We start from the raw sequence: 19,213 nt of genomic DNA, 5'->3' as shown, positions 1-19,213 counted from the left end.
TTTAATATTTACTTATGCTTCAGAGTAATAGATTAGCAATTTATGCTATCGGCAAAATAAAGAAACTTTGGATTAGAGATGGAATTAATCAATACAAAAAAAGAATGCCTGAACTTATCATTAATGAGTTAAAGACTTTTAATTTAAATAATCTTAGATCCAATAACAATATTATTATCTGCCTAAGTGAAGAAGGGAAACAGTTTAATTCAGTTGAACTATGTTCTTTACTCTTAAACTTTAAAAATAAAAAAATAAATTTCTTAATCGGTGATACTGATGGAATTAGTTCAGATATAAAAAAAAATTCAGATCTTATACTAAGTTTGTCTCCTTTAACCTTTCCTCATGAATTAGCTAGATTAATCCTTATCGAGCAAATCTATAGAGCTATTTCTATATCTAACAACTCCCCTTACCATCGTTCTTAGAAAGATTTGATTTGATTTTATCTAAAATTAATCTATAAAACATTAACAACCAACTATTTTTTTTGATTTTTTATTATATAGTACATATATACTATTAATTCAAGTTTTGGATTCCTTTGATTCAACCACTAAAAAATTCAAAATCCCCTTATTAAATGATTCGGTATCTGCAGGATTTCCTTCTCCTGCAGATGACTATACAGAAGAGAATATTGATTTAAATGAACATTTAATATCTAATCCGTTTAGCACTTTTTTTCTTAGAGTTAGAGGTGACTCAATGATAAATGCAGGAATTAAAGATAAAGATTTAATAATAGTAGACAAAAGTTTAACAGCCAAGCCAGGGAATATTATCATTGCAATGATAGACGGGGAATTTACAATAAAAAGATTATCTATAAAAAATGATGAATTATATTTAAAAGCAGAAAATCATAATTATCCTGATTTTAGATTTAAAAACCATATTGATGTACAGATATGGGGCGTTGTTATTTATTCAATACATAGCTATTTATGAGAATTTCAAGCATTGATGCTATAGCTCTTATAGATGCTAATAATTTTTATGCGTCATGTGAACAAACTATTAATCCTCATTTGAGAAATAAACCAGTAGTAATTTTATCTAATAATGACGGATGTATCATTGCGAGAAGTCCCGAAGCGCGAGCTTTGAAAATTAAAATGGGAACTCCTTATTTTAAGGTCAAAGAAAAATTAAATAAATTAGATGTAGCAGTCTTAAGCTCAAACTACTCGCTTTACGGCGATATGAGCAGAAGACTTATGAATTTACTAAAAAAATACTGTGAACAAATAGAAATTTATTCTATTGACGAAGCATTTGTCTCAATTTCTAGACCTAATGATAAAAATCTATATCCTTGGGCAAGAAACATAAGATCATTAATATATCAGAATCTAGGCATCACACTAACAGTAGGTATAGGAGAAAATAAAGTAAGAGCAAAAATTGCTAATAAATTAGCTAAAAATATTGATTATTCAGCTGGAATATTTGATTTATCTAGAACTAGAAATGAGAATAATTATTTAAAAAGAATTAGTGTAGATAACATATGGGGAGTCGGGAAACAAACCTCTAATTGGTTGAAAAGTAAAGGTATTAAAAATGCGAGAGAATTAAGAGATATGGAAGAAAATGAAATTATTAAGAAACTAGGCATAGTAGGGAAAAGATTACAATTAGAACTGAAAGGCTATAAATGCCTGCCTCTAGAAAAAAGCAAGAAATCAAAAAAAGAAATTCAGGTAAGCAGGAGTTTCGGTACCCCTATCACAAAATTAGAAGACTTAACTCAAGCACTGGCGACTCATGCAATAAAAGCATCTGAAAAAATGAGAAGTCAGAATTTACAATCATCCGACATTAGAGTATTTGCCAGAACCAGTAAATATTCAAGTCAAAATTATCAAAGAAGTGCTCATAGAAAACTTACAAATGCGACAGACGACACAAACAGCATTTTAAAAATAGTAGTTGAATTATCTAAAGAAATTTATAATCCCGAATATAAATTTTCAAAAGCTGGTGTTTTAATGCAGGATTTAACTAATAGCGAATATTTACAGCAATCAGTTATCAATTACAAATCTCAGAAAGACCTAAAAAAATCAGCAACTCTCATGAGAACTATTGATTTATTAAATAAAAGATTTAATAACAATGCAATTACATGGGCTATTACAAAAACGCAAAAAAGTTGGAAGATGAATAAGAATTTCTTAAGTCGCTCATCTACAACTGATATAGAACAAATCCCAACTATAGTAAAGTAAACACAATAAAATGGAATTTATAATATTTTTAAGCAAATTAGATAAAGAGATTCTAGACTTATTAATACAAGCAAACTACATAGTTGAAGAAAATAAAATTGAATGTCTCTCAAACAAAGAGATAAAAGGACTACACAATTTTGAAGAAAATAAAATAATAATATGTACTGAGAATGCAAAAAGGAAAACAAATTATATAAATAAAAAGCGGCAACCAAACAAAGATAACTTCAAAACAGAATTAGCAATAAGAAAAGCATTAAGACATGAAGCCACTCATGCCATACAAAAATGTAATAACAATAAAACGGTGGGGGATATAAAAAATTTAGAAGGTAAATTACATCAAAGTAAGAGGAACGCATTAGAATTCTCTACTTCCAATTTTTCTGGAACTTATGCAAAAGAAGTAGAAGCTTATATTCTTGAAGATAAACCCAAAAAGGTAAAAAATATGATTAAAAAATACTGCCTATAAATTTAAAGAAAAGAGATTAACTAGCAATGAAATTACCACAGCGTTGTTTGTCTAAAAAATTTATATGTTGTCTTTCTAAGTAATATAATTCCTGAAATTTAATGGCATCAGAGTTTAATTCCTTAAAAAGATCATCTATCTCTTTATTTGTATTTGAGGAACCAGAGGAAGGATTATCAATTAAAATAGATATACAATTTTCTAAAGTTTTTAATCTTTGAGATCCCCAAGATTCGATCAAGTGTCTACATCTTTTTAAAGAATTATATTTTTCAAGAAGTGATAAAGTTCCCAGTAAATTGTCCTTAGGATTACTAAGCAATGTTAAAAACAACTCATTTGGATTAACAAAAATATTAATTTTATTTGATGATTCAAGATTATCAAGAGCTAAGTAGTCAGGCAAAAGTGAAATTAAGTTAATAGCAGAAAACTCTTTTTGAAGAATTTGACTATTTGATTGTTTTAAATCATTTAAGTAGTTTAAACCTAGATTATTTTGTTCAATTTTTGAAATAGCTTCCCATAAACTTTGAATATAACTAGTATTAAAACCATTAATTTCTCTTTTAAGAAATTCATCACGAATAAATAGCCTAAGATCTGGACAATGTAAATAATAAAAGATTATTTCCGATTCATTTTTCTCCCGTCGGGAAATTTCATTTGGTTGTTCAAATTTTTTTGATCTACCATGCCAACGAAATCCCTTTACTTGATTTCTTAAATCTTGTTCAAACTGTATTGCTAACCTAGCTTGTCCCTTACTTAATTGTTCGGAAACTTTTTGTAGATAATGAGTTCTGGTTGATGAATGAGGTAATTTACTCAACAATTTTACCAATGACGAAATAACACTCTGGAAAATTTCAGACTTAGTTAAATCTTTATCTTTAAAGATCTGATCAATCTCCCAATCAATCCAAAAGGATGAATTATCAATTAAATTAAAATAATCTTCAGGAGTATGACTATTCAAATATTCGTCAGGATCTTTAAAATCTTTTAGTTGAAGTATCTTAAGATTAATTTGATCATGGAGAGATAAGCTTTCGACTTCTTTTATTACTCTTTTCGTAGCTAAAATTCCAGCATTATCAGAATCAAAATTCAAAATTATGTTTTTATTATCTGTACATCTGCAAAGTTGAGAAATTTGATACTTATTTAATGCGGTACCCAGAGAGGCAACAGAATTAGTAATCCCCTTTGAATGAAGAGAAATAACATCAAAGTAGCCTTCAACAAGAATAGCTTTATCTCTTTTCCTAATATTGCTAGAAGCTTTTTCGAATGCAAACAACATTTTGCCCTTTTCAAATATCTCTGATTCAGGAGAATTAAGGTATTTAGGTTCCTGACCATCAAGAGATCTTCCACCAAAAGCAACTACTCTTCCCTGCATATCATGTATTGGAACAATTAATCTATTTCTAAAACGATCATAAATCTTATCCGAATTATCTTTAGAAATTGCAAGGCCTGAAGCTAATATTAAATTAATAGGAAATTTTTCTACCTTGGATAGATAGTTGAATAAATCATTCCATGAATTTGGGGCAAAACCTAATTCAAAATTATCAATAATCTTCTTACTCAAGTTTCTCTTTGATGTTAAATATTTCATAGCTTCAACACCAAGAGAATTATTTAATTGAGACTTAAACCAATTTTTAGTGACTCTTAATATTTTATAAAGCTCTTCCTTTCTAGATAATTGTTTTTTATAAGCTTCTACTTGGGGACCCTCGAGATTTTCAACATTAATATTATTTTTTTTAGCGAGAGAAAGTACAACATCTGAAAAATTTGCACGAGTAAATTCCATTAAAAATTTAATAGAGTTACCACCAGCACCACAAGAAAAACAATAATAGAATTGTTTACTAGGTGATACTGTCATAGATGGCTTATTATCATCATGAAAAGGGCAAATCCCAACAAATTCCTTGCCTTTCTTCTTTAAAACAATATGTTCAGATATAACGTCAACAATATCTGCCTTTTCTTTAACCTCTTGAATAGTTCTTGGGTGTATAGAATGAACCATTGAGATTATTATCAAAAAATAAATAATGATTTAATTGTTATAGTTCAAAATCAAATAAGAATCTACTTAATTTCACAATAAAACTATTTTAAAAATGATAAATATCGCAGTATTAGAAAAAAAATTTAATTCTTTGAATAAATTTAATTTGGTATTTGCTTCATTCTTCTTTAGTTTGATGACTTTGTGCGTAAAAAATATTGATGAAAGGATACCTATTTATGAATTAGTTTTTTTCAGATCATTTATAAGTTTAATGATTACATTATTCATAATTAATCTAAAAAATATAAATCCTTGGGGCAAAAATAGACCATTACTTATCTTAAGAGGTGTTTTAGGAACATTAGCTTTAGTTTGTGTTTTTTATGCGATAAGAAATATGCCCCTTAGTATATCTACAGTTATTCAATACACATATCCCATTTTTATATCTATATTTGCTGGCATATTTATAAACGAAAAAATAACTCGGAATATAATTATTGCTTTAATTATTGGCTGGATTGGAATATTAGTAATAATTAATCCTAGTCAATTATCTTATATAAACGTTGAAATTGAAAATGTTTCGATTTCAATAGCATTTCTTGGTGCAATCTGCACTGCATTGGCTTACGTTACAGTTAAGAAACTTTCATTTACTGAAGATGTTTATGTAATTATTGAATATTTCCCACTTGTTTCTTTTATAACTCTATTGCCAATTGTATTAATGAACTGGGTTACCCCAAATTGGAATGAATTAGTTTGGATAATGGGTATTGGCTTATTTACTCAATTAGGTCAGACTTTCTTAACAGTAGGTTTAAAAAATTTACCTGCTTCTGAAGCTTCAACAATTAACTATTTGCAAGTTTTATTTGGGTCAATTTGGGGAGTTTTGTTTTTCAGTGAAATAATTAACATTAATTTTTTATTAGGGGCCTCATTAGTTTTATTAGGAACTATTATTTCTACTACCAAAATAATCAAAAAGACATAGAATATGAAAAGAATAAAAAAAACAGTGAAATTTTTCTATTTAGCTTTATTGTTTTGCTTCTCTCCTATTCCTCAAGTTAAGGCAACAACTCCCAAGTCAGTAACTTGTACAAGAACTGAATATAGAGAAGAATATATTCCCGGAACAAAAACAAATCCAGGATACGTAAAAAGCTATGAAGTAGATGTGGTAATCCCCTGTGGTGGACAAAGACAAGCTGAAATAATAGATGATAATGACTGCAGTGAAGGTACAGTTATTGGAGGTCTTCTTGGTGCTGGAATAGCACTTTCCTCCTCTAGAGGGAAAGATAGATTTTGGGCAGTACCTGCTGGAGGAACTGCAGGAGCACTAATTGGATGTCAGGTGGATGGTGGTTAATTGATTAGTTGGATTAGTGGAGAATTGGTTGAATTATGGCAAACTAATCAAAAATTTTTTCTTTTAATAAATTGTCAAGGATTAGGGTACGAAATTCAAGTCTTAGAATCTTTATTTCTCAAATTAAAAACGAATCAGATAACTAATAAAAACATCACTCTTTGGATAAAACATATTAAAAAAGAAGATTCAGATTTATTATTTGGATTTAGCTCGAAGGATCAAAAAAATTTTTTTATTGAAATTTTAAATATTAGAGGTGTTGGTTCCCAAATTGGTATGGGTATATTAAGTAAATTTTCCATTAGTGAAGTAATCAATGCAATTAATACACAAAACAAAAAATTAATTTGTTCCGTACCTGGTATAGGACAAAAAATGAGTGAGAGGTTAATTTTAGAATTAAAAAGTAAATTTAGAAACGAATTAAAAATTCAGGAAGAAAAAAGCAAAGATGAATTTCATATTAAGGATAATAAAATTAATAAAATTGTGAGTGACATTGAATTAACCTTAAAGTCCTTAAACTACACTAAGAATGAAATAAAAAGTATTTTGCCAATCATTAGCAAAGAAATAGATAGCCTTACTAAAAAGGAAAAAGATACATCATTTGAAAATTTATTAATGTTAGCTATGAATTATTTAGATAATGATAGTAGTAATATAGTCAGATAACGTAGTAATATAGATTTAAGAAAATTAATTTTATGTCATTAGATACGGCCGAAAAACAGAAACTTATTGAAACCCATCAAGTTCATGCAACTGATACTGGATCAGTGGAAGTTCAAGTTGCAATGCTCTCTAAAAGGATTTCAAAATTAAGTGAACATCTACAAGGCAACATTCATGATTTTGCCTCAAGGCAAGGATTGTTAAAAATGATTGGTAAAAGAAAAAGATTGCTATCCTACATAAAAGACAAAAACGTTCAAAAATATCAAGATCTAGTAAAGAAAATCGGAATCAGAGGCTGATTTCCATTAATGAAAAAAAAACAATCACAAAAAAAGATACTTAAGACAAAGAAAAAAAATGTATCTGAGAAAACTTCTTTTGCCAATCTAGAAAAAACATCTAATACATTAATCACCCCAAAGCAACCATCAAGTGGGATCCCTAAATATGTAGCTGATAGAATGGCAAGAAGAATATTTTTTACCGCTGGAATACCGACAATAATGGGTATGTCCGTTTTTGTTGTGAGCTACATTATTGTTACAAAAAATATTGCTGAAATACCTCCTTCTTCAACAATTGCAATTTCAGCATTGTTTTTCTTGTTGGGTCTTGCAGGATTAAGTTTTGGAATATTATCAGCTAGTTGGGATAAGGAGCCTGGTTCTTTTTTCGGAATTGAAAATATTCCAATGAACATACAAAGAGCAAAAGCAGCCTTCAAGCCTGCTACTCAAAACTTTGAAGATAAATAGCTAAATTAGGAAACTAAAGATTTCAAATTAACATGGAATGATTTATTTTCCAATAATTTGCATGCACCTTGGATATCTCCAATACAGAATTGTTCACCAAATTTAACGTAGGTAACGCTATTTTTACTTCTTACTGCAGCTAAAACTGGAATCTTAATTCCACATTTACCTTTATCTGGCTTAAATTTAATTAAACAGTCTCTTAACGTATTTTGTACTCTTACATCTGATGCTTGAGAACTTTCAAGATTAATAATAAGTAATTTAAGGTTATCTATTTCTCTGCAATCATCGATTATTAATTGAGTTTTATCACTTTTTTTATCTATCGTTCCCCAGACTAATAATCTAGTATCAGTCAAAAGAAATTCTGATAATCTGACATAGGTTTTAGGAAAAACTATTGCTTCACAACTGCCAGAAAGATCTTCAAGCTGAACTATAGCCATCCTATCTCCTTTTCTCGTAGTGATTTGCTTCAACTCAGGGATCATACCAACTAAAGAGACTTTGGTTCTATCTTTTGTTTCTTCTAACTGCGAAACACTAATTGGAGATACAAGTTTTGCTGGCTTAGTTAAATGTTTTAGCGGATGATCAGATAAGTAAAAGCCTAAAAGCTGCTTTTCAAGCTTTAACTTATCAATAAGTGAATAATCATCAACCTTAGCTAATTGTGAATCTGAAAATGCTACATTTGAAAATTCTTCTTTAGAGTCAAATAGATTTCCTTGGCCAGATAATCTATCACGATTTCGTGAAGAGGCCCATTCAATGACATGTTCTAGATCTGACAATAATTGAGCTCTATTATTATTATTTGAAAACTCATCAAGTGCTCCACAAAGAATTAGAGATTCAATACTTCTTTTGTTAAGAACATTTGAAGGTAAACGATCACACAGATCGGATAGTGACTTAAAACTTCCGGAATTATTACGATTTTCAATTATATTTCTTATAGCAGAATCTCCTAAGTTTTTAATTGCAGACAGACCAAATAAAATCTGATTATTTTTAATAGTGAAATCAATTCCAGAGAAATTAATGCTTGGTGAAATAACTTCTATTCCCATCGAATAACAATTAGAAATATATCTTTGCATCTTGTCACTGGAGCCAGAATTCACACTTAAAAGGGCTGCCATATATGCAACAGGAAAATGGGCTTTTAAAAATGCAGTTTGATAAGTTACTGCACCATAAGCAGTTGAGTGGCTTTTGTTAAAACAATATTCTGCAAATAAAACCATTTGATCAAAAAGATCATTCGCTAATTTTTCATTTACGCCCTTTTTCATAGAGCCGTCTACAAATATATTCCTATGCTTAACCATCTCTGATACTTTCTTTTTTCCCATTGCTCTTCGAAGTAAATCAGCATCACCAAGAGAATAACCGGCTAAGTCTTGAGCAATTTTCATAATTTGTTCTTGATAAACCATAATTCCATAGGTTTCGGTAAGAATTGACTTTATGAAAGGATGAGGGAAATCAACCTTTTCGTTTCCATTTTTTCGATTTATGAATTTAGGTATTAGGCCAGCATCAAGAGGACCAGGTCTATAAAGAGCTAAGATAGATGAAATATCCTCAAGTGAGTTAGGCTTAAAGTCCTTTACAACCTGTTTCATACCAGAAGATTCAAGTTGAAATATACCTTCAAGATCTCCTCTACCAATAAGCTCAAATGTTTTATCATCATTTTGGGGTAAGTTATCAATATTTATTGTCTTTCCAGTGGATTGATTAATCAGAGAAACTGTCTTTTCAATCATCGTAAGATTCTTAAGACCCAAGAAATCCATTTTCAATAGTCCAAGTGATTCAATATCATCCATAGAATATTGGGTTATTATTTGTCCCTCATTATTCCTTTGAAGAGGTACAAGTTCGTCAAGAGGATCTGACGCAATAACAACTCCTGCAGCATGGACTCCATATGTTTTATTAGTTCCTTCAATTCTCAAAGCCAAATCAATCCATTTTTTTACCCTATTGTCATTAATATATTTATCTCTAAACTCTTGGCTAGGTGAATTCTTATCAATCATTTCATTAAGTTTATGGGGTTTACCTCTTACAACGGGTATTAACTTAGCTAATTTATCTGCCTCTCCATAAGGAATATCTAGAACCCTTGCAACATCTTTTAAAACCGCCTTAGAAGTCATTTTATTAAAAGTAATTATTTGAGCAACTTTATCCTCTCCATAGCGATTAGTAACATAATCAATAACTTCATTTCTCCTATCAATACAAAAGTCAGTATCAATATCTGGCATAGACTTTCTTGCAGGATTTAAAAATCTCTCAAATAATAATCCATGCTCAACAGGATCTATATTTGTGATTTGAAGAGCATAGGCTACTAACGAACCTGCTGCAGAACCTCTACCTGGTCCTACTGGGATAGAGTTATCTCTAGCAAATTTGATATAGTCCCAAACAACCAAAAAATAATCTGGGAAACCCATATCTTTTATGATTTTCAATTCCGAAGATAATCTTTTTTTATAATTCTCATCAACTTCTGTCAGAGTATTTTTTTTAAGTCTTTTTAAAAGACCTTCATTAGATAATTGCGTTAGTAGAGAAAATGAATCTGTGTCTTCGTTAAGCGGGAATTTTGGCATTCTATATTTACCAAACAAATCAAAAACTTCAATTTTTTGCGAAATTTCTACTGTATTGTTCACTGCCTCTTTAATTGATTCATCATCAATGTGATCCTTAAAAAGTTCAAGCATTTCATTTTCACTTTTAATATATTCTGTACCGGTATATCTCAATCTTTTTTCATCGCTTATTAGTTTTCCCGTTAATACACAAAGCAAAGCATCATGTGCTTCAACATCCATATTTGATAAGTAGTGAGCATCATTGGTAGCGATAACTTTTATTTGATGCTTCTTCCCAATTCTTAATAATTCAATGTTAACAATTCTATCCTCAATAGAGCCGTGATCTTGTATTTCCAGATAAAAATCATCTGCAAATAAATTTTTATACCAAAGAGCTATATCCTCTGCCACATCTAATCTTCCTTTTAAGATGGCCTGAGGGATCTCTCCGCCAAGACAAGCTGTAGAAATTATAAGACCCTCGCTATATTTACTTAAAAGAAATTTATCAATACAAGGTCTAGAAAAAATTCCTCGACCTCTCATCCCATTTAAGTGACTAATTGTTGTTAACTTTACGAGATTCTTATAGCCAGTACGGTTCTTTGCTAAAACAACCAAATGATATCTTTTTTCTTTTTTAGGTTGAGGATCATCAATAGAACCATTAATCACATACATTTCATTACCAATAATTGGTTTTATACCTTTCTCCTTACACTTCTTGACCAAATCAAGAACTCCATACATAACTCCATGATCTGTCAGGGCAATAGAATCCATTCCAAGTTCGCAAGCTCTATCTACAATTTTAGAAATTTGACTTGCCCCATCAAGAAGACTGTAATCACTATGATTATGAAGTGGAATGAAACCCATACTCAATCTATTTATATATATAAGATAGAGAAAATTTTTAAAAGGTCTATATTTTGTGATTACAAATTAATTATTAATACAAATTTAGAATCAAAGTCTATTCTTAATTACTTGAGCATCAATTTCAAAAATATGTGCTGCATTCAATATTTTATCCTCTTCCAATACATTACCTATTAATTGAAGTCCTATAGGTAATCCTTTAGTATCAAAACCACAAGGGATACTGATAGCTGGGAGTCCTGCTAAATTTGCGGGAACAGTTAAGAGGTCAGACAAATACATGGAAAGAGGATCGTTGCTAAAATCACCTTTTAAAAAAGCGGTAGTTGGACAAGTCGGAGTTAATAAAATATCTACTTTTTTAAAAGCTTTATCAAAATCATTTCTTATTAATGTTCTAACTTTTTGTGCTTTCTTATAGTATGCGTCACTGTATCCTGCGGACAAAGCATAAGTTCCTATCAAAATTCTTCTCTGAACTTCATCTCCAAATCCTTCAGCTCTACTTTTTGAAGTCATATCTATAAGATTAGAACCTTCTTCTGATCTGAAACCATATTTAACTCCATCGTATCTAGCTAAATTTGCAGATGCTTCAGAAGGGGCAATTACATAATATGTGGCAATTCCGTCGTTGAACCTAGGACATTCAACTTCAATAATTTCGGCTCCTAAGTTTTTGAATCTTTCTACTCCACAAAGAACAGAATCTTTAACTTCGGTATTAAGACCAGGATGTTCAAAGCATTCTTTAATGATTCCAATTTTTAAATCCTTTATAGACTTATTTAAATTAATCAAATAATTTGGTACTGGTTGATCAAGACATGTTGAATCTAAGGGATCTTTACCAGATATTGAATAAAGAATTTCAGCGGCATCTGAGACAGTATTTGTAATTGGACCAATTTGATCAAGAGAACTAGCAAATGCTACTAGTCCCCATCTACTTACTCTTCCATAGGTAGGCTTAAGTCCTACAACACCACAAAATGAAGCTGGTTGTCTTATTGATCCTCCAGTATCAGAACCTATAGCTGCAGAACATAATCCAGCAGCAACAGAAGCGGCACTGCCTCCAGAACTTCCTCCTGGAACTCTACTAATATCCCAAGGGTTTGAAGTAACGCCAAATACAGAAGTTTCTGTTGAACTGCCCATTGCAAATTCATCCAAATTTGTTTTGCCTAAACAAATGCCACCTGAGGACCATAATTTATCTGAAGCTGTGGACTCATACGGTGCGATAAAACCTTTGAGCATTTTACTCGCACAAGTGGTATGGACACCCTTAGTGCAAATATTATCTTTAATTGCTATTGGCATTCCTGCAAGAGGAGGAAGTATTTCTTCATTTTGAATTAATTTATCTATATTTTCAGCTTGCTGGATTGCATTATCTTTTGTAGTACAAATATATGAATTAATTTCAGGATCATCAGAATCGATTTTTAAAAAAATATCATTTACTAATTCCTTAACGGAAGCTTTTTTAGTAATAATTTTCTTTCTGAGAGAATTAAAATCCATTTCTCATCTTATTTATTAAAATTTTAAGAATATCAAACAGTTAATGGCTCTTCTTTTTTACAACGAATTAAACTATGTTCAATTTTAGCAAAACCTTCATCAGAAAGATCTTTAATAAAAAAAGACATGTTTTCCCTTAAACTACGTTTTGTAATAAAAGGACCATACCAATAGGTAGTTTTAGGCTGTTCAGTCTCAATTTTAGCCCACCAAGCTAATCCGAGTTTGTTTCCAAAATTTCTAATCAATTTTATTGGCCTTAATTCAGACCTCAGTTCTTGTTAAATTCTATACAATTTTGTAGTAATATTTCAATAATTTATCATTAATTATATAAATATATTGAAACAACAATATTTTAGAAAATATTATAAAAATTATTTTTAACAAAAAAATTATTTATTTGTCAAATGAAAAAGAGAAATTGCGGCTGCAACAGATGCATTTAAACTTGATGTTTTTCCTTTAAGAGGAATCTTTAATAAAAAATCGCATTTTTTTTGAGTAAGCAAAGAAATACCTTTATCTTCAGCTCCCACTATTACTACCAAGGGAGTCTTTTCATGAAACTTTGAGATAGATAATTGACCATCTCCAGATAATCCAATAACCATAAAACCATTTTTCTTTAGCTCTTCTAATGCCCTATTTAAATTAACAACTCTACTTACTGGCAAGTGTTCCAAAGCTCCTGCAGCAACCTTCGCAACCGTTCCTGTTAATCCAGCAGATCTTCTTTGAGGAATTATTATACCCTTACAATCAAATGCCTCTGCTGATCTTATAATTGCACCAACATTATGTGGATCAGTAATTCCGTCTAAGGCAAGAATAATTGGATTTGAAGTGTTCCTTTTAGAAAAATCGATTAATTTTTCTAGGGAAATTGTTTTAGAGCATGCTAATTGCAACGCGACACCTTGATGTGAAGCACCAAAAGTCAATTGCGAAAGCCTATTCCAAGAAACTTCTTCAATAAGGACACCTTTTGATTTAAGTTCTTTGAGTAAAATATAAAATTTCTCTGAAGAAAAGATTTCTGAGGTACACCAAATCCTGTTAATAGCTCTTTGATTAATAAGAGCCTCAAAAACCGAATGTTTCCCCCATATCCAATCATCAAAATTTTTTTTATTTGCAAGGTCTTGATAAATATCCTGAGAGTTGGAAGAGACTTTAATATTAGATTTATTTATTGGCTTTGATTTTTTTAAATATGAAAAGTTATCTTTCTTTTTATAACTTTCATCTAAATTGTTAACCCCTTGATTTTTAGAAGAATGGATGGGAAATCTATTATGTTTTTTTGATGAATTTGTGTTTTTTGAGTAGAAATTAGAATCAGAATTATTTTTGTCCTGTTTTCTATTTTTTCTTGAATAATTATTTTTTGGTAAGTTTTTCATTAATTCAATTCATTTTGATTTCAAGGTGCTCAAAAAGAGCTGACAATCTTTGAGGGTCTTTTAGAAATAGCCAACCGATCAGGGTTTCAAATCCAGTTGCTCGGGAATAAATGGTAGGGTTTGAAGACTTTGGGTATTTCTTTGTTTTATTTCTAGCACGTCTAATTAAATCCATTTCATTTTCATTCAACAAATGTTCAATTTGACTTAAAGATTTTGATTGAGATTCTGCTTTTACCTCGTTGACTACTGATAAATGAAGTTCTTTTGATTTCAAAGGGAAATGTATATGTCTTAGTCTTTGATGAAGTTCCCATACTGAATCCCCAAGCCAAGCAAGTTGAATAACACCTATTTCATCAGGAGCTCCATATGGAGCCAAGTTTTGAATCCAATAATTCAATTTTTTAAGTAAATTAATGCATCTTCAAGACTCGCTTTTAAATTAAGAAAATCGCCTAAACGCACGAGTTTAATTGTTTGAGCAACTCTTGAATTACCAACAACCGAGAAACCTAACTTCAACTTTTTACATTCTTTAGCAGTCTGAACAAGAGCTCCAAGACCCGAAGAATCTACAAAATCAATTTTTGTAAGATCAATAACGAATGGAAGCTCATTTTTTAAATTATTAGTTACAAAAGTCTTAAATTGTTTTTCTGAGAAGGCATCAAGTTGCCCTTTAAAAGTAAAAACAATAATATTTGCTTTTACATCGAGGTTTCCTCTTAAAGAAACAGTTAGCTTTTGGAAATCTTCTATGACCTAATTCCTCCAAAAAATTAATGTATCAAATGTAATAATCAAATCAAAAGAAAACAATATGTCAACATCTTTCTAACATTAGAGAAACAAATTTTTTAAATAAATAATCAGAGTCATGTGGACCAGGTCCTGCTTCTGGATGATACTGAACACTAAAAATTGGCTTATTATTAACTTCCAATCCTGCAACAGTATTATCGTTAAGGTTATAGTGAGTGATTTTGACTATGTCCTTTGAGAGAGAATTAGGGTCAAGAGCAAAACCATGATTCTGACTTGTTATCTCAATTTGATTATTGATTCCACAAGGATGATTTAGACCACGATGTCCAAAAGGTAGTTTATAAGTAGAACCTCCTAGGGCTATTCCAAATATTTGATGGCCAAGGCAAATTCCAAACATAGGTATTTCACCATATTCAATAAGTGATCTTGCTAAATCTATACCTTCAGTAACAGAAGAAGGATCTCCTGGACCATTTGAGAAGAATATACCATCCGGCTTATTTGATATAACATCTTTCAATGAAGAACTTGAAGGTAAAACTAAAATTTCACAACCATGAGAAACTAGTCTATTTAAAATTGATTTTTTTATTCCAAAATCAATTGCTACTACTTTTAGTTTATTAGTATTTTCAGAATATCTTTTTCTAACATCAAAATCTGTTCCTGTAGGATTCCGCCATAAATATTGTTGCTTTGTAGAAACTTCTTTTGATAAATTCAAGCCCTCCATTTTTGGCGTTTCATTTATTATTTCTAAGCAATTGTCTAAAGTTCTTTCTTCAGAGGTAAGAACCGCATTCATCGAACCATTAGATCTTAAAATTTTAACAAGAGCTCGTGTATCAATTCCATAAAGACCAATAATTTTTTTTTCAACTAACCATTCATTAAAATTCTTCAGGGATCTCCAATTACTATTATTTGTTGAATAATTTCTAACAATTATTCCTTTAACACAAATACTTGATTCTGAATCTTCAGTATTAATACCAGTATTTCCAACTTCTGGATAAGTGAATGTTAATATTTGTCCGTAATAACTTGGATCAGTAATAACCTCCTGATACCCAGTCATTCCAGTATTAAATACTATTTCGCCAACAGCAGTTCCCGAATATCCAAAAGAAAATCCAGGAAATATCAATCCATTACTTAAAACTAATTTTGCATTTTTCTTATAGGAATTAATCATTAAGGTGAAATTAAATCATCTGAGGATAAATAAGTTTTTAAGAGTAAAAATTTCTCCCAAGGATTTCCTTGATTAATTGAAAATAAAGCTTTATTAAAACCTTTATGTAAATCATCCTCAATTCCTGCTGCCCATAAAACTAATGCAGCATTCAAGGCAACAACATCTTTATGCGATTTTTGTCCAGAACCATTTAAAACAGACTTTAATATTTCCTCATTAGAGTCACTGCCAGAAACAACAAGCTTGTCGTTTGGAATATTTTCATGATTAAAATCTAAGATATTTATTTTTGAAAATCGTAATTTTCCTTTCTCTACAAATACTAATTTATTGTCTCCTTGAAGTGATGCTTCATCAAGGCCGCCAGAGCCATGAACTACTATCACTCTATTCATTCCCATTTTCAATAGCGCACTTCCCATAGGCTCTAAAAGATCTTCAGAAGCAACACCTAATACTTGCGCATTAGGTCTTAAAGGATTTACCAATGGTCCAAGTTGATTAAATACAGTCCTTATTCCAAGGGCTTTTCTTAAAGGAGCAAGTTTAATTAAAGATTTATGCCAAACAGGTGCAAACAAAAAAGTTATTCCAATTTCATTAACGGCTGAGATTACTTTTTTTAATGAACAATTTAAATTTAAGCCAAGATTCAACAAAACATCAGCAGAGCCAACCTTTCCACTTGCACTTTTATTTCCATGTTTAGCAATTTTTGCACCACAAGATGCAGCCACAAATGCTACCGCAGTGGAAATATTAAATGTATTAGCTCCATCACCTCCAGTTCCACAAGTATCTACCATATACAAATTTGGTCTTGCTACTGGCAACTCGCAAACTTTCAAGAGTTCCTCGGCCATAGAAGACAATTCAACACCTGTGCAGCCCTTAGCTCTCAAAGCGCTCAAAAAAGCTCCTGTTTGAACATCAGATATTTCATCATTAAGCCATCTTTGCATTAACAAACTAGAAGTTAACTCATCAAGATTTCCTCCCTCCAACAAAATATTTAAGATTTCAGCGTTAGAAATGTTAAAAGACATTTATTTATTAAAGAAAAATGTGAAAATGAAATTCAATTTGAAGTATCAAAACCTGACCCAACTAATTCTTTATTTGTATTAGAAGGCCTGAAGCTTTTTGACCAAATAATTTTTGTTTTAAAAAAAAGGTCATTTTTAGTAATTTTCCAAAATTTTAAAATCTTTTCGATATCATTTTTAATTTCAATTTCACCAGGAAAATTTGTATAACGATTTATTAATCTAGCTAAATTAATAAAGTCAATATCTTCTGGTTTTTCTTTAGTAATAAGAGAATCTATAATATTCTTATCTGTTGCATGTAAAGGATGAGTTTGTTCGTTACTCATAGATAAATAATCAATCATTTATAAAATTAGCTCACATATTTAAAAATGAAACATTATCTTAATCATATCGGCAAAATTAAATATGAAAAATTTAAAGTTTAAAGTTATATCTAAATACCTCAGACCATACAAAAAAGAATTTTTATATGGAGCTTTAGCTCTTTTAATAGTAAATATATTGAGCGTTGTAATCCCTCTAGAAGTTAAAAATATAATTGACCAATTGCAAAATGGTTTCTCTTCAGATTTTGTGATTTCTAAATCATTATGGTTGGTCTTATTAGCAACTTCTATGGGTTTAATAAGACTATTTTCGAGACAGATTGTTTTTGGAATAGGTAGAAAGGTTGAGGTAAATCTTCGTCAGAAACTTTTCGATCATTTGCTCATTCAAGACCCAGAATGGATACAAAAAAAGGGGAGCGGGGACATTATAAGTAGAGCTACAAGCGATGTTGAAAACATAAGAAGGCTTTTGGGTTTCACGGTTTTAAGTTTAATCAACATTGTCTTAGCTTATTCATTTACTATTCCATCGATGTTTTCGATTAACAAAACATTAACAATATCCGCTTTATTAATATTCCCATTAATCCTTGGAATTGTGAGCTTATTTGGCGGGAAAATGGTAAATCAAAGAAAAGCTCAGCAAGAATCATTATCCAAACTTAGTGATCTGATACAAGAAGATCTTTCTGGAATAAGCGCTATCAAAATTTATGCACAAGAAAATTCTGAGAAGAAAGAATTTGATATCTACAATAATGCTTATCGAAATTCTGCGATAAAACTTGCAAGAACAGCAAGTACTCTATTCCCATTGCTTCAAGGTATTTCGTCAATTTCACTATTAATTTTATTAGGATTAGGAACTTTTCAACTAGAAAGTGGATTTATTTCAATAGGTGGATTAGTAGCTTTAATTCTTTACGTAGAAAGGCTTGTTTTCCCTACAGCTCTTTTAGGTTTTACATTGAATACTTTTCAACTAGGTCAAGTAAGTTTAGATCGTGTAGAAGAGATCTTCCAAAACAATCCAAATATTGTAGATGGAGCAGAAACCAAATTTTTAAGAAAAAAGATAAAAGGCTTAATAGAAGCAAAAGACTTAACAATAAAATATCCAGGATCAAAATTTAATTCACTAAATTGCCTCAATTTTAAAATTTACCCTGGAGAACTTATTGCAATAGTTGGACCTGTAGGATGTGGTAAAACAACACTAGCAAAGTCTCTTGGAAGAACTATTGAAGTTCCTGACGGTCAATTATTTTTAGATGAAATTGATATAAAAAACATTAAATTAGGAGATCTCAGAAAAAATATTGCAATTGTTCCTCAAGAAGCATTCTTATTTACTACTTCAATCTCAGAAAACCTGCGTTTTGGAGAACCAAACGCTTCTAAAGGAACAGTTAGAAAAAGTGCTACAAAAGCAGGTTTGATTGATGATATCAATAATTTTCCACAAAAATTTAAAACAATTGTTGGCGAAAGAGGTATTACACTAAGTGGTGGACAAAGGCAAAGAACAGCTCTTGAAAGAGCATTACTTGTGAATTCTCCTGTTGTAGTTCTTGATGATGCCTTAGCAAGCGTCGATAATAAAACAGCCGCAACTATAATAGATGAAATGCGAGAAAGAAGTAATAAAACAATTTTAATGATTAGCCACCAATTATCTGTGGCTGCCACTTGTGACAGGGTTTTAGTAATGGATAAAGGAGAAATAATACAAGAAGGGAATCATAAAAATTTAGTAAAGAAGAAGGGTCTATACAAGCAACTTTGGGAAAGAGAACTAGCAACTAACATTGTTAAAAGCTAAAATATATTTTTGACTTATGATGTAAAAATTTA

The 19,213-nt window shown here is 30.5% G+C and carries 20 protein-coding genes; 10 read left to right on the top strand and 10 right to left on the bottom strand.

The annotated features are described in order from the left end of the window. Positions 1-14 precede the first annotated feature (14 nt). The 4 genes from PMT9312_RS04425 to PMT9312_RS04410 all read left to right on the top strand — a co-directional run bounded on the left by PMT9312_RS04425 (position 15) and on the right by PMT9312_RS04410 (position 2,715). A complete protein-coding gene (locus PMT9312_RS04425; RefSeq protein WP_011376419.1) occupies positions 15-431 on the top strand; it encodes a 23S rRNA (pseudouridine(1915)-N(3))-methyltransferase RlmH in 417 nt (138 codons plus the stop codon). Between the two features lie 106 nt (positions 432-537). Then, positions 538-954, top strand: a complete 417-nt coding sequence (locus PMT9312_RS04420; protein WP_011376418.1) for a LexA family protein — start codon at positions 538-540, stop codon at positions 952-954. After that, on the top strand, positions 951-2,237 hold the full coding sequence (locus PMT9312_RS04415; protein ID WP_011376417.1) for a Y-family DNA polymerase: 1,287 nt from the start codon (positions 951-953) through the stop codon (positions 2,235-2,237). The genes PMT9312_RS04420 and PMT9312_RS04415 overlap by 4 nt, the downstream gene beginning before the upstream one ends. 10 nt (positions 2,238-2,247) lie before the next feature. Next, complete coding sequence (locus PMT9312_RS04410; protein WP_011376416.1) at positions 2,248-2,715, top strand: hypothetical protein; 468 nt, start codon at positions 2,248-2,250, stop codon at positions 2,713-2,715. A gap of 16 nt (positions 2,716-2,731) precedes the next feature. Here PMT9312_RS04410 and dnaG read toward each other — a convergent pair whose 3' ends face one another. Beyond that, the gene (dnaG, locus tag PMT9312_RS04405) at positions 2,732-4,765 is read right to left on the bottom strand and encodes a DNA primase (RefSeq protein ID WP_011376415.1); all 2,034 of its coding nucleotides are present in this window, start codon (positions 4,763-4,765) and stop codon (positions 2,732-2,734) included. A gap of 94 nt (positions 4,766-4,859) precedes the next feature. Here dnaG and PMT9312_RS04400 point away from each other — a divergent pair, with 94 nt between their 5' ends. Genes PMT9312_RS04400 through PMT9312_RS04380 form a run of 5 tightly spaced genes read left to right on the top strand, consistent with a single transcriptional unit; the run spans position 4,860 to position 7,567 of the window. Next, on the top strand, positions 4,860-5,750 hold the full coding sequence (locus PMT9312_RS04400; protein WP_011376414.1) for a DMT family transporter: 891 nt from the start codon (positions 4,860-4,862) through the stop codon (positions 5,748-5,750). Positions 5,751-5,753: 3 nt separating this feature from the next. Continuing rightward, on the top strand, positions 5,754-6,131 hold the full coding sequence (locus PMT9312_RS04395) for a glycine zipper 2TM domain-containing protein (RefSeq protein WP_011376413.1): 378 nt from the start codon (positions 5,754-5,756) through the stop codon (positions 6,129-6,131). Next, on the top strand, positions 6,132-6,809 hold the full coding sequence (gene ruvA, locus PMT9312_RS04390) for a Holliday junction branch migration protein RuvA (RefSeq protein ID WP_011376412.1): 678 nt from the start codon (positions 6,132-6,134) through the stop codon (positions 6,807-6,809). 32 nt (positions 6,810-6,841) lie between these two features. Then, entirely contained in the window at positions 6,842-7,111 is a 270-nt protein-coding gene (gene rpsO / locus PMT9312_RS04385) for a 30S ribosomal protein S15 (protein WP_011376411.1), read from the top strand. A gap of 9 nt (positions 7,112-7,120) precedes the next feature. Then, complete coding sequence (locus PMT9312_RS04380) at positions 7,121-7,567, top strand: PAM68 family protein (protein WP_011376410.1); 447 nt, start codon at positions 7,121-7,123, stop codon at positions 7,565-7,567. A 5-nt stretch (positions 7,568-7,572) separates the two neighbouring features. Here PMT9312_RS04380 and PMT9312_RS04375 read toward each other — a convergent pair whose 3' ends face one another. From PMT9312_RS04375 to PMT9312_RS04335, 9 genes are all read right to left on the bottom strand, one after another. Beyond that, positions 7,573-11,070, bottom strand: a complete 3,498-nt coding sequence (locus PMT9312_RS04375; protein WP_011376409.1) for a DNA polymerase III subunit alpha — start codon at positions 11,068-11,070, stop codon at positions 7,573-7,575. A 90-nt stretch (positions 11,071-11,160) separates the two neighbouring features. Beyond that, complete coding sequence (gene gatA, locus PMT9312_RS04370; RefSeq protein WP_011376408.1) at positions 11,161-12,603, bottom strand: Asp-tRNA(Asn)/Glu-tRNA(Gln) amidotransferase subunit GatA; 1,443 nt, start codon at positions 12,601-12,603, stop codon at positions 11,161-11,163. A 32-nt stretch (positions 12,604-12,635) separates the two neighbouring features. Continuing rightward, a complete protein-coding gene (locus PMT9312_RS04365) occupies positions 12,636-12,851 on the bottom strand; it encodes a DUF1816 domain-containing protein (RefSeq protein ID WP_011376407.1) in 216 nt (71 codons plus the stop codon). 147 nt (positions 12,852-12,998) lie between these two features. Continuing rightward, the gene (rlmB, locus tag PMT9312_RS04360; protein WP_011376406.1) at positions 12,999-14,009 is read right to left on the bottom strand and encodes a 23S rRNA (guanosine(2251)-2'-O)-methyltransferase RlmB; all 1,011 of its coding nucleotides are present in this window, start codon (positions 14,007-14,009) and stop codon (positions 12,999-13,001) included. A 4-nt stretch (positions 14,010-14,013) separates the two neighbouring features. Next, positions 14,014-14,412 (bottom strand): ribonuclease III domain-containing protein, encoded by a 399-nt coding sequence (locus PMT9312_RS04355; protein ID WP_011376405.1) that lies wholly within the window; start codon positions 14,410-14,412, stop codon positions 14,014-14,016. Then, entirely contained in the window at positions 14,409-14,771 is a 363-nt protein-coding gene (locus PMT9312_RS09450; RefSeq protein WP_071813309.1) for an STAS domain-containing protein, read from the bottom strand. Before PMT9312_RS09450 ends, PMT9312_RS04355 begins: the two co-directional genes overlap by 4 nt. 64 nt (positions 14,772-14,835) lie before the next feature. Then, positions 14,836-15,975, bottom strand: coding sequence for a glutamine-hydrolyzing carbamoyl-phosphate synthase small subunit (carA, locus tag PMT9312_RS04345; RefSeq protein ID WP_011376403.1), 1,140 nt, complete (start codon positions 15,973-15,975; stop codon positions 14,836-14,838). Further along, positions 15,975-17,024, bottom strand: coding sequence for an anthranilate phosphoribosyltransferase (gene trpD, locus PMT9312_RS04340; RefSeq protein WP_011376402.1), 1,050 nt, complete (start codon positions 17,022-17,024; stop codon positions 15,975-15,977). The genes carA and trpD overlap by 1 nt, the downstream gene beginning before the upstream one ends. A 32-nt stretch (positions 17,025-17,056) precedes the next feature. After that, complete coding sequence (locus PMT9312_RS04335) at positions 17,057-17,353, bottom strand: DUF3288 family protein (protein ID WP_036924632.1); 297 nt, start codon at positions 17,351-17,353, stop codon at positions 17,057-17,059. 82 nt (positions 17,354-17,435) lie between these two features. Here PMT9312_RS04335 and PMT9312_RS04330 point away from each other — a divergent pair, with 82 nt between their 5' ends. Next, a complete protein-coding gene (locus PMT9312_RS04330; protein ID WP_011376400.1) occupies positions 17,436-19,181 on the top strand; it encodes an ABC transporter ATP-binding protein in 1,746 nt (581 codons plus the stop codon). The last annotated feature ends 32 nt before the right edge of the window (positions 19,182-19,213 follow it).

It is taken from the genome of Prochlorococcus marinus str. MIT 9312 (assembly GCF_000012645.1).
Lineage (GTDB): Bacteria > Cyanobacteriota > Cyanobacteriia > PCC-6307 > Cyanobiaceae > Prochlorococcus_A > Prochlorococcus_A marinus_L.
The sequence above is the reverse complement of the archived record's forward strand: the minus strand, read 5'-3'. Positions and strand labels throughout refer to the sequence as shown.

Coding starts and splice junctions, on each gene's coding strand:
- PMT9312_RS04425 (WP_011376419.1), top strand. CDS start 15: ATGCTTCAGAGTAATAGATTAGCAATTTATGCTATCGGCAAAATAAAG.
- PMT9312_RS04415 (WP_011376417.1), top strand. CDS start 951: ATGAGAATTTCAAGCATTGATGCTATAGCTCTTATAGATGCTAATAAT.
- PMT9312_RS04410 (WP_011376416.1), top strand. CDS start 2,248: ATGGAATTTATAATATTTTTAAGCAAATTAGATAAAGAGATTCTAGAC.
- dnaG (WP_011376415.1), bottom strand. CDS start 4,765: ATGGTTCATTCTATACACCCAAGAACTATTCAAGAGGTTAAAGAAAAG.
- PMT9312_RS04400 (WP_011376414.1), top strand. CDS start 4,860: ATGATAAATATCGCAGTATTAGAAAAAAAATTTAATTCTTTGAATAAA.
- PMT9312_RS04395 (WP_011376413.1), top strand. CDS start 5,754: ATGAAAAGAATAAAAAAAACAGTGAAATTTTTCTATTTAGCTTTATTG.
- rpsO (WP_011376411.1), top strand. CDS start 6,842: ATGTCATTAGATACGGCCGAAAAACAGAAACTTATTGAAACCCATCAA.
- PMT9312_RS04380 (WP_011376410.1), top strand. CDS start 7,121: ATGAAAAAAAAACAATCACAAAAAAAGATACTTAAGACAAAGAAAAAA.
- PMT9312_RS04375 (WP_011376409.1), bottom strand. CDS start 11,070: ATGGGTTTCATTCCACTTCATAATCATAGTGATTACAGTCTTCTTGAT.
- gatA (WP_011376408.1), bottom strand. CDS start 12,603: ATGGATTTTAATTCTCTCAGAAAGAAAATTATTACTAAAAAAGCTTCC.
- rlmB (WP_011376406.1), bottom strand. CDS start 14,009: ATGAAAAACTTACCAAAAAATAATTATTCAAGAAAAAATAGAAAACAG.
- carA (WP_011376403.1), bottom strand. CDS start 15,975: ATGATTAATTCCTATAAGAAAAATGCAAAATTAGTTTTAAGTAATGGA.
- trpD (WP_011376402.1), bottom strand. CDS start 17,024: ATGTCTTTTAACATTTCTAACGCTGAAATCTTAAATATTTTGTTGGAG.
- PMT9312_RS04335 (WP_036924632.1), bottom strand. CDS start 17,353: ATGAGTAACGAACAAACTCATCCTTTACATGCAACAGATAAGAATATT.
- PMT9312_RS04330 (WP_011376400.1), top strand. CDS start 17,436: ATGAAAAATTTAAAGTTTAAAGTTATATCTAAATACCTCAGACCATAC.